The sequence below is a fragment of the Cyclobacterium sp. genome (assembly GCF_014762705.1).
GTDB lineage: Bacteria > Bacteroidota > Bacteroidia > Cytophagales > Cyclobacteriaceae > Cyclobacterium.
In genome coordinates this window covers 1-10,475 of the sequence record NZ_JABURL010000032.1, presented here as the reverse complement: position 1 = coordinate 10,475, position 10,475 = coordinate 1, and the positions used below count along the sequence as shown (strand labels likewise).

The following is a 10,475-nucleotide window of genomic DNA, read 5'->3' as shown; positions in this document are numbered from 1 at the left end:
ATTAAACGCATGTTTCCTTAATTCGTGTCATTTTTTATAAATGCCGTTCACTTGATCCAAAAGTACCAAAAGATCAAGACAAAAAAATCCTTCCCCCCGCAAACCTCCTGCGCTCCCCGGTTTTTTGTCAGCCAACCCGCTTTCCGTAATTAAAGGAGTTTGCGTTTAAAGCCTGGGGAAGCGGGTTTTTACCTTAGGATCCAGTACATGTTGTTTCTCTTTATTACTTCCAACTACTGTCAGGGTATCACCCATTTGCTTTGGAAAGGATTTGCCCCCAAAATTCGTACTTTTATATATTTGAACGCCGGTTATAAAGAAAAATCAGTTTTCGTGAGTTAGGGGTAGTTGCAGTAGTTTTAACAATTCACCGTCTCTGGAATAGATATCCCTTCTAATGTTTTCCTTGGACGCCCCATCTGACCAAAAAGTAAGGTACAGGATGATTACGGGTATTTTCTTTTTTAGGGTTACTGATTGTTCTTTGCCGCTTTCCATGGCATTTCTTATCCTTTCATCATTCCATAATGGTTGGTCGGAAAGCAACATTTGGGCGAGTTCAAAGGGTTTCTGAATACGGATACAACCTGAGCTTAAGGCCCTGTCTTCCCTGAAAAACAATTCTCTGGAGGGTGTATCGTGAATGTAAACGTTGTATTTATTGGGAAACATGAATTTCACCAATCCCAAAGCATTATGCCTTCCCGATGTCTGTCTTACCATGTAGGGAAAATTATTACGACTGATCCCGGACCAGTTGATAGCATTCGGGTCGATCTCCTTTCCCGAAAAATCCAGGATTTTCATGTTTTTGCCTGCCAGATAACCAATATCTTTTTTTACTGCCGGAATAACGTCATTGTTAAGAATAGTAGGTGGTACCGTCCATGTTGGGCTGAAGACAAGGTAGGACATTTCTGCATTGAATACAGGAGTCTTTCTATAGGATTGCCCAACAATCGCATTGGAATGTAATAGGGTGTCCCTTTCTCGAATATAATCCATGGAATAGTTGGCAATGTTTACAAGCACAAATTCCTGAAGTGTAGTGTCGGGAAGCCATCTAAGCCTTTCCATATTTACCATTGCCTTATCTATCAAAGCCTTTGGGGCTTGGTTCAGGGCTTCAATGGTTGCTTTTCCAAGTTTCCCATCCGGGAGTAGTCCATTCCTAAGCTGAAATCGTTTTACCCCTTCCATCATGAGGCTGTCGTAAACTTCAATTTCCCCCATATCCTGCGCATAGTTTTCCAGATCCTTCCAAAAGATCAGAATATCCCTGATAGCAGGAATCTGTGTAGCAGCTTGTCCCGGTTCAAGTGGTTTTTCGGGAACGGGATTTTTCCAATTTATGCCCGAGGAGGCTTGTTGCATTTCGTAGTACTTTTTTAAAGACTGTCTCATCCTCTGGTAAATTGGAAACTTTGGATGAAGACTAAAAAGCTGTTGGCGGACATTTTGCTTTGCCAGGGCCAGGTTTAGTTTTTCAAGCAGCCTGGGATCATCCTCTTTGGATTGAATATCCCAGATTCCCTTCAGGTGTTCGGGATGTACTTTTCCCTGGTACAAATGTTTGGCCAATAGGATAAACGCATCACTGAGTAAGATATCCATCTTGGCCAGCTCTTTTTCAGTAAGGGTTTCATTGGCCAGGGATTTTTCAAATAACACATTAAGTTGGTCCAGGTGATAATCTGCCGGCACCAGCCCATCAAACTTTGACTGCTGGATGAGCAGTCTTAATTCCAGTGCTTCGCAGGAAGGTTTTGATTCCTCCAGCCAGCCGGGCATAAATGCCCTTTCCGAGTAAAAGGTAAGCAGATAAGACCTGGAGTAAATCCTGCCGGCCTGAAATTCCATGCGAATTTGGGATTCATCTCCTTCCAATAATGCCCGTATTTCCATTGGCGTATCTTGATTGGATACTCCGCTAAATGCGGAAAAAGGAAAAAAAATAAGGAAAAAGAGAGTGCCCGGGATATTAAATAAATGGTGAAATGGAATATTCATGCCAATTGGTAGTTTTGAAATTCCCTCCCCAGATCCCATGCCTTCTTCAGCATGGCCAGAAAGCCATCCATTTCAGCCAAAGGGACCATATTTGGACCGTCGCTCAGGGCTTTGGAGGGATCAGGATGGGTTTCAATAAAAAAACCATCAACCCCTGCAGCTCCTGCTGCCCTTGCCAGGTAAGGGGCCATTTGTCTTTGTCCACCACTGCTACCTTGATTGCCTCCAGGCTGTTGCACACTGTGGGTCACATCAAAAACCACCGGTGCAAACTGTCTCATGATGGGTAAAGCCCGCATATCGACCACCAGATTGTGGTATCCCAAAGAGAACCCCCTCTCGGTCAGGCAAACCTGCTGGTTGCCGGTGGAGCGGATTTTGTCTACAGCATACTGCATGTCTTCCGGGGCCATGAATTGCCCTCTTTTTATTTTTATGGCCTTGCCTGTTTCTCCTGCTGCCAGTAACAAATCCGTTTGCCGGCATAAAAATGCGGGAATCTGTATCACATCCACTACTTCGGCCACAGCTTCCAGCTGATAGCTTTCATGCACATCGGTAACCAATGGTACCTTTAAGGTATTGCCAACTGTTTGCAATACCTCCAAGGAGCGGTCAAAACCAATGCCCCTGAATGATCCTCCTGAGGTGCGGTTGGCCTTGTCGAAGGAAGCCTTGAACACATAGCCAAAGCCGTTTTTTTGGGCGAAGGCCTTGACCTGCTCACCGATTTCCAAACATATATCAAGGCTCTCAACGGCGCAGGGACCGGAAAAAAGCACCGGTTTCCCTCCTCCCAGCTGGAGATCTTCACTGATTGACATACGGTGTATTTTCATTGCGATGATTTTAAATGGGTTGATAGGGATTCATATACTGATCTTCAGTCCCCCCTGAGCAAATAGGATAATATCTGCCAATTCCCGGAAGGCACCTTTTCCTCCTTTTGTAAGGGTAACGTAATCCACTTTGTCCCGGATGTAGCCCATGGCATCAGCAGGTGCGGCCGACAGGCCAACTTTGCCGAGCAATTCCAGGTCAATGAGGTCATCCCCTATATAGGCTACTTCAGAAGTAGAAATGGCCTTTTTTTCTATTATTTCTTTCAAGGTAGCCCATTTGTCCCGGACACCGTGATAATGAAAATCCACCTTCATTTGTTCACATCGAATCTGCGATACCTTCACATTCCTGCCGGAAAGGATGCCGGTTTGAATTCCCGACAATTTCAGGTAAGCAATGATCTGCCCGTCTTTGACCTGAAATTTTTTGTATTCCATTCCATTGTCATCCAGAATGATTCCTCCATCAGTCAGGACGCCATCCAGATCCGATACCAGAAGCTTGATCAGCTTTGCTTTTTGAAGCAAGGTTCCTGGAATGTGCTTGAACTGATCCATTATCTTTTGTTTTTCCACTGAATGGAATATAGATCCAATCTTCTTTGGGCCAGGTTCCTTACACTACCTGCTTTTCGCAGCTTGGTCAGCAAATCCAAGTCAACGTCAGCCACAATGGTGGTCTCCGTATTGAGTGAAGCCTCTGCGATGATGGCATCGTGAGGAAAGGAAAAGTCTGAGGGGGAATAGATGGCCGCTTGTGAATGTTGAATATCCATATTTTCCACCCTTGGCAAATTACCTACGGAACCGGTAATGGCCACATAACATTCATTTTCTATGGCCCTGGATTTCGCACAGGTGCTTACCCTAAGGTAGGCATTTTTTGTATCTGTCCAAAAGGGAACGAACAGGATGTCCATTTCTTTTTCGGCCAATATGCGGCTCAATTCAGGGAATTCAATGTCATAACAAATCAAAATCCCCACTTTACCTGCATCCGTATCAAAAACCTTAATCCCGTTTCCTCCCTGCAGGCCCCAGTAGGATTGTTCATCAGGAGTAATGTGCAACTTATATTGTTTGTCCATGGTGCCATCCCTTCTGCACAAATAACTCACATTACGCAATTTTTTCCCATCATATTCGGGCATACTTCCGGCGATGATGTTCACATTGTAGGAAAGGGCCAGGTCCCGCATGCGGTTTACAATTTCTTCTGTGTACTCGGCCAAATTCCTGATGGCTTCAGAAGCATCCATTTTGTTAAACTCAGCAAGCAGCGGCGCATTGAAAAACTCCGGAAACAAACAGAAATCAGACTTATAATCCGATACCGTATCGACAAAAAATTCCACCTGCTGCATCAGATCATCCACATCATTGAAACGCCTCATTTTCCATTGGACCAATCCAAGCCGGACGATGGTTTTTTTATTACCGATTAGTTTTTCCTCCTTCTCGTAATAGATGTTGATCCATTCCAGCAAGGTGGCATATGCCCTGGAGTCGGTGTCTTCCGGAAGGTATTTGGTGATTACCTTTCTCACATGAAATTCATTGGCCAGCTGAAAGGAAAGCACGGGGTCAAATATTTCCTTGTTTTTGACCAATTCAATGTATTTCCTGGGAGACATCTGGTCAGCATATTTGTTGTAGCCCGGTATCCTGCCTCCCGCAATAATAGACCTGAGGTTCAGGTTTTCGCAAAGCTCCTTCCTGGCATCATATAGCCTTCTCCCCAATCGAAGCCCCCTGTACTCCTTGTCTACAAAGACATCTGTACCGTATAGGGTATCCCCTTCTTCATCATGGGTATCAAATTTGCCGTAGCCGGTGATTTGGTCATAGGTGTGGTTGTCTCCATATTTGGCATAATCCACAATCAGACTCAGGGCCACAGCGACCACTTTTCCATTGTCTTCCAGACAAATCTGCCCTTCCGGAAAAGCATTCAGTTGGTTCTTGAATTCCTCCTTGGTCCAGGTCATTCCCTGGGTTTTGTAGGCGGAAACCATGATTTCACGGATATCATTGAAATCGGAATGTTTGATATTCCTGAGTTTGAGTCGGTGTTCGAGTTCTTCTTTTTGTTTACTCATAACGTAAAATTAATTACAAATTTATCTAAATTGATGGCTAATGATGAATACCCAGCCGAATTTATCGGTCTTTTTTCAACATCTGAACAAAGCGAGAGGACTGTGGTTTTAAGGATCGAATGTAATGAAAGGTCCTTTAATGACTGTCAAAAAAAATACATATATTGAAAATCGTCAAATACCTGCTTGCGGACAAAAACCCTAAAACTGCAGCCTGAAAAATATGAAGGAAATAATTAAAGATATAAAAAATGGTGATTTCGAGGCCTTTTTAGGGCATTTCAACGATCTGTTGAACCTGAAACTTTTGATGCTGGGGGAGACCAAATTAACCCTGGGTTTGTTTATCAGTCTCGTCGTGGCTATTTTTTTACTTTTTTTTATTGCCGAATTGGCCAGAAAATTTTTAGCCAACAAAGTGCTGACACGCTACAAACTGGAAGTTGGCGTCAGGCAATCCATTGCCACTATATTTAAATATGTACTGATCATTTTTGGCTTGGTGACCATCCTCCAAAACAGCAATGTGGACCTGAGTGCTCTGGGGATTTTGGCGGGAGCCATAGGGGTAGGGATTGGCTTTGGACTGCAGAATATCACGAATAATTTTATCAGTGGCCTTATCATCCTGTTTGAGAGGCCCATCAAGGTAGGTGACCGGATAGAAGTCGATGATGTTTACGGGGATGTGATCAAAATCTCCGCCAGGTCTACCATGGTACTGACCAACGATAATATTTCCATTATTGTACCCAACAGCCAGTTTATCGATAATGCGGTGATCAACTGGTCGCATAATGACAGGAATATCCGGTTCAATATCCCCGTGGGCGTTTCCTACCGGGAAGACCCGGCAAAGATCAAAAGAATTCTACTTGAGGTGGTCAAAGCCAATGAGGGGGTGCTTAAATTCCCGGAACCTGATGTGCTGTTTGAGCAATATAACGACAGTAGCATTGATTTTAACCTCAGGGTTTGGACCTCTCAATATATCAATAAACCCAAAGTATTAAAAAGCCAGTTGTATTATGAGATCTTCAAAAGGTTTGGTGAGGAAAAGGTAGAAATTCCTTTTCCGCAGAGAGATCTTCACATTCGATCTGGCCTGGAGAAATTTACTCCTTCCTAATTTTTTTTATTATTGCCTTTTATTTTATATTTAGGCTTTAAAACCCAAGGGGTTACATGGGTGGGATATAGGTGAAGTTTTTTATGCATAAATTCTTTTTGTTTGCAGTATTTTTTTTGCTGTTTCTTTCAACAGAGATACTGGCCCAAAGCATGTATAGGTTCAGGTTTGAAGAACCCTGGTCATTCTCCCTGCAAGCAGGACCTTCCCAATATTTCGGAGATTTGTATGCTTTATGGCAGTATAGTGAAGGGATACAGCCTGATTACAATGGCGCTATGAGTGCCAGGTACACATTCGGCACCAACCTTAAAGCCAGGGTAGACCTTACTTATTACCAAATATCAGGTCAGGATGTCAAAGCAGATCCGAGAAGTGGCCGTATTCCGAGAGATTTAAATTTTAGAAGCAGAAACTGGGAAGCAGCATTTTTGGTTGAATATTATTACAAGCCTGTAAAAGTTTACAACATCACCCGTGAATTCATCAACCCCTATGTGTTTTTTGGAGTAGGAGCGAGTACCAGTAATCCAAGGACCCTTTACCGGGAGGAATGGGTCGATTTGAGGCCTTTGAGAACGGAGAATGAACTTTATGCAAATAGGGTGATGGTGTTTCCCATGGGATTGGGGATGAAATACAAGGTAAATGTGTACATGGATTTTTTCATCGAGGGAAATTACCGCTTTACCCTTTCGGACTATATGGATGATATCAGTACTTTTAATATTTCAGGATATTATGAGGAGCTGATTGCAGATTATGTTTCGGGGGAAAATCCCGACAGGCTCAGGCTGTCCGTGAGACAACCCAGGTACCTGCTGCCCAATGGGGAGCCTAATGTTGAACTGATCAGAAACAGCAGGGGAGCTCCCCGCAGAGGTAGTGGTGACCCTCGGTTGGATGAGCCCGAGGCCAGGTATGACGGCTATTTTACCTTGAATTTTGGGGCTGAAATTTACTTTTCTCAGGATATCTGGGACAACTGGATTTTCAGGTACAGGGGAAGGGGTTTCAGGTTCTGGTAGATAGGTTCAAGTCAAGCCTGAAGCTATTGCTGATCTACTGCGACTTTTTAGCGATTTTTTCTTAACAAGGAGTATTAGATAACCATCTCATGTCTTATCTCAAAACTCAATTCCCCTTATTCAGGCGTTGCTAAGTCAGCAGGTAAAATTGAATCTCTTTGCTTTTGGCGATATTTCTGTGGTTAAGACCACTATCTAAAGTGAATACCGATATTTTTTATAATTTTGAAGTTGAATCTAACTTACAAATAGACCGATACAGCAAATGTCTGATTATAATTTTCGTGCCATTGAAAAAAAGTGGCAGGGCCGCTGGGAGCAATCCAGGCTTTTTAATGCCAGAGTTGATACCGATAAACCAAAATTTTATTCTTTGGACATGTTTCCTTACCCCTCAGGAGCAGGGCTTCATGTAGGGCATCCACTGGGCTACATTGCTTCCGATATCGTTACCCGGTACAAAAGGTTGAAGGGCTTTAATGTTTTGCATCCCATGGGTTACGATTCTTTCGGACTTCCCGCAGAGCAATATGCCATTCAGACAGGGCAGCATCCGGCCATTACCACCGAAAAAAACATCGCGAGATATACAGAGCAACTGAAAAATATAGGTTTCGCATTTGACTGGGAAAAGGAGGTAAGGACCTCTGACCCGGATTACTACCGCTGGACCCAGTGGATTTTCATGCAACTTTTTGACAGCTATTATGACCTGGATGCGGATAAGGCCATGCCCATCAGTCACCTGGTCTCGATTTTTGAAAAAGAAGGTAGTCAGGGAGTTCGCGCCGTTTGCGATGAAAACCCATCTTCCTTCAGCCAGGTAGACTGGCAGGGCTTTTCGGAAGCAGCACAACAAAAAATATTGTTGCAGTACCGGCTGACTTTCCTGGCAGAAACCACGGTCAACTGGTGTGCGGCCCTGGGCACCGTGCTTTCCAATGATGAAGTCAAGGACGGCTACTCAGAAAGAGGCGGCCATCCGGTGGAAAGGAAGCGCATGATGCAGTGGAGCATGCGGATCACTGCCTATGCTGAGCGGCTACTCAGAGGCCTGGACAAGCTGGAATGGCCGGAGCCTGTAAAGGAGATGCAGCGGAACTGGATTGGAAGGTCCGTAGGAGCAGAAATGGTATTCGATATTGCAGGACATCCGGATAAAATCAAAGTATTCACTACAAGGATAGATACCATTTACGGGGTAACCTACCTGGCTTTGGCACCGGAGCATGAGCTGGTAGGACAATTGATCACCGATGAGCAGCGGGAAGCTGCCGAGTCTTACGTAGCCCAGGCCAAAAACCGTTCCGAAAGAGATAGGATGGCTGATGTGAAGACCATTTCGGGCGCATTTACCGGAAGCTACGCCACCAACCCTTTTAACGGGGAACAGATCCCCATCTGGATTGCAGATTATGTTTTGGCCGGATATGGTACCGGTGCCGTGATGGCCGTGCCAGCACATGATGAGCGGGATTATAATTTTGCCAAACACTTTGGCCTGGAAATCAGGCAGGTGATTGAAGGCAGCATGGAAGAGGGTTCTTTTCCCGGAAAAGGCGGCACCATTATGAATTCCGGATTTATCAGCGGTCTGGAAATGCAGGCGGCCATGGACAAGGCCATCGCCTTTCTGGAAGAAAAAGGAATAGGAAAGGGCAAGATTCAATATAAAATGAGGGATGCCATCTTTACCCGGCAACGGTACTGGGGGGAACCCTTGCCCGTGTATTTTAAAGAGGGATTGCCCTACCTGATAGCTGAAAAGGATTTGCCCCTCAGGTTGCCTGAGGTGGACAAGTACCTGCCCACCGAAGATGGGGCACCACCGCTGGGAAGGGCCAAAGATTGGACCTATTCCACTGAAGAGGGGTCTTTTCCTCTGGAAATGAGTACCATGCCTGGCTGGGCTGGGTCGAGTTGGTATTTTTTCAGGTACATGGATGCCAAAAACCAGGAGGTCTTTGTCAGCCCCGAGGCGGCAGATTATTGGGGAGCGGTAGACCTGTATATTGGTGGCGCAGAGCATGCTACCGGGCATTTGTTGTATTCCAGGTTCTGGACCAAGTTTCTCTATGACCGTGGCCTGGTGCCCATAGCCGAGCCATTCCAGAAGATGATCAACCAGGGCATGATTCAGGGCAGGTCCAATTTTGTGTACCGGAAAAAAGGCAGCAATACCTTTATCAGCCATGGATTGATCGGGGACCATGAGGTGATCCCCATGCATGTGGATGTCAATATCGTCCACAACGATCATTTGGACCTGGAGGCATTCAAACAATGGCGGCCTGATCTGGCTGACGCTGCATTTCTGCTGGAGGACGGAAAGTATGTCTGTGGTGCCGAAGTGGAGAAAATGTCCAAATCCAAATACAATGTGGTCAATCCTGACGATGTGATCGAAAGCTATGGGGCGGATACCCTGCGCCTGTACGAGATGTTTCTGGGCCCGCTGGAGCAGTTCAAGCCCTGGAATACCAATGGGATAGATGGGGTTTTCAAATTTTTGAAGAAATTGTGGCGGCTTTTCCACGACCAGAACGGAAATTGGCAGGTGAGTGAGGAGAAGGCCTCCAAAGAGGCCTTGAAAGCCCTTCACAAGACCATTCAAAAAGTAGAGGAAGATGTGGAACGCCATGCCTTCAATACATCGGTTTCTTCCTTTATGATCTGTGTCAATGAGCTGTCTGCACTCAAGTGCAGGCAAAGGGAAGTTTTGGAGCCCCTGTTGGTCATCCTTTCCCCTTATGCGCCCCATATAGCGGAAGAGCTTTGGGAGAGGCTGGGCCATGCCCAATCCATCATACATGAGCGTTATCCACAGGCGGAGGAGCAATACCTTACAGAGGAGAGTCATGAATACCCTGTATCCATCAATGGCAAAATGCGGGCAAAGATCAAGCTGTCGCTGAGCCTTTCCAGGCCCGAAATCGAAGCAGCTGCTTTGAAGCACGAGGACCTGCAAAAATGGATTGCCGGCAAAACACCCAAAAAAGTAATCGTAGTCCCCGGCAAGATTGTGAATATCGTGCTGTGATGGTTTTTGGTGGGGTGGAAATGGTGTTTGTTTAAAATGGTTAACCGAAAAGGGAGGTTGATGGGGGATGTGCAGCAAGGAACTGTTGTATGTCCCTTATTATGTCCCTTATAATTTAGGGATTATATAAAGGTTGTAGCACCTTTTAAAAGAACACCTAATAACTACCAAGCAACTTTTTAAATTTAGAAAGATCACGTATTTTTTTATCCAAATGAATACAATAAAATTTGATATTGCAGATTATTTAGACAGCAAGGAAATGATTGTCGAATACCTGAATTCTGTTTTAGGGGAAGGGAATCATGATGCTGTGATTGAAGCACT

Annotated in this window: 7 protein-coding genes and 1 pseudogene; 4 read left to right on the top strand and 4 right to left on the bottom strand. The window is 44.9% G+C overall.

Going from position 1 to position 10,475, the window contains the following annotated elements:
• Window positions 1–324 precede the first annotated feature (324 nt).
• Genes HUJ21_RS06280 through HUJ21_RS06265 form a run of 4 tightly spaced genes read right to left on the bottom strand, consistent with a single transcriptional unit; the run spans window position 325 to window position 4,951 of the window.
• A complete protein-coding gene (locus HUJ21_RS06280; protein ID WP_291368095.1) occupies window positions 325–2,010 on the bottom strand; it encodes a L,D-transpeptidase family protein in 1,686 nt (561 codons plus the stop codon).
• The gene (gene kdsA, locus HUJ21_RS06275; RefSeq protein ID WP_291368094.1) at window positions 2,007–2,849 is read right to left on the bottom strand and encodes a 3-deoxy-8-phosphooctulonate synthase; all 843 of its coding nucleotides are present in this window, start codon (window positions 2,847–2,849) and stop codon (window positions 2,007–2,009) included. Before kdsA ends, HUJ21_RS06280 begins: the two co-directional genes overlap by 4 nt.
• 30 nt (window positions 2,850–2,879) lie before the next feature.
• Window positions 2,880–3,410, bottom strand: coding sequence for an HAD hydrolase family protein (locus HUJ21_RS06270; protein ID WP_291368093.1), 531 nt, complete (start codon window positions 3,408–3,410; stop codon window positions 2,880–2,882).
• Window positions 3,410–4,951: a GNAT family N-acetyltransferase gene (locus HUJ21_RS06265; RefSeq protein ID WP_291368092.1), complete on the bottom strand. Its 1,542-nt coding sequence runs from the start codon at window positions 4,949–4,951 to the stop codon at window positions 3,410–3,412. The genes HUJ21_RS06270 and HUJ21_RS06265 overlap by 1 nt, the downstream gene beginning before the upstream one ends.
• 223 nt (window positions 4,952–5,174) lie before the next feature.
• On the opposite strand from HUJ21_RS06265, the gene HUJ21_RS06260 reads away from it, so the two are divergent.
• The 4 genes and pseudogenes from HUJ21_RS06260 to HUJ21_RS25075 all read left to right on the top strand — a co-directional run.
• Window positions 5,175–6,080 carry a mechanosensitive ion channel domain-containing protein gene (locus tag HUJ21_RS06260; RefSeq protein WP_291368091.1) on the top strand — a complete coding sequence of 302 codons (906 nt, stop codon included), beginning with the start codon at window positions 5,175–5,177 and terminating at the stop codon, window positions 6,078–6,080.
• A gap of 83 nt (window positions 6,081–6,163) precedes the next feature.
• On the top strand, window positions 6,164–7,108 hold the full coding sequence (locus HUJ21_RS06255) for a hypothetical protein (RefSeq protein WP_291368090.1): 945 nt from the start codon (window positions 6,164–6,166) through the stop codon (window positions 7,106–7,108).
• Window positions 7,109–7,373: 265 nt separating this feature from the next.
• Complete coding sequence (gene leuS / locus HUJ21_RS06250) at window positions 7,374–10,148, top strand: leucine--tRNA ligase (protein WP_291368089.1); 2,775 nt, start codon at window positions 7,374–7,376, stop codon at window positions 10,146–10,148.
• Between the two features lie 214 nt (window positions 10,149–10,362).
• Window positions 10,363–10,475: pseudogene (locus HUJ21_RS25075) on the top strand (putative addiction module antidote protein); the annotation flags it as partial.

What these genes read in the sequence shown, in the direction of transcription:
- HUJ21_RS06265 (WP_291368092.1), bottom strand. Translation starts at nt 4,951, where the DNA reads ATGAGTAAACAAAAAGAAGAACTCGAACACCGACTCAAACTCAGGAAT.
- HUJ21_RS06270 (WP_291368093.1), bottom strand. Translation starts at nt 3,410, where the DNA reads ATGGATCAGTTCAAGCACATTCCAGGAACCTTGCTTCAAAAAGCAAAG.
- leuS (WP_291368089.1), top strand. Translation starts at nt 7,374, where the DNA reads ATGTCTGATTATAATTTTCGTGCCATTGAAAAAAAGTGGCAGGGCCGC.
- HUJ21_RS06260 (WP_291368091.1), top strand. Translation starts at nt 5,175, where the DNA reads ATGAAGGAAATAATTAAAGATATAAAAAATGGTGATTTCGAGGCCTTT.
- HUJ21_RS06280 (WP_291368095.1), bottom strand. Translation starts at nt 2,010, where the DNA reads ATGAATATTCCATTTCACCATTTATTTAATATCCCGGGCACTCTCTTT.
- HUJ21_RS06255 (WP_291368090.1), top strand. Translation starts at nt 6,164, where the DNA reads ATGCATAAATTCTTTTTGTTTGCAGTATTTTTTTTGCTGTTTCTTTCA.
- kdsA (WP_291368094.1), bottom strand. Translation starts at nt 2,849, where the DNA reads ATGAAAATACACCGTATGTCAATCAGTGAAGATCTCCAGCTGGGAGGA.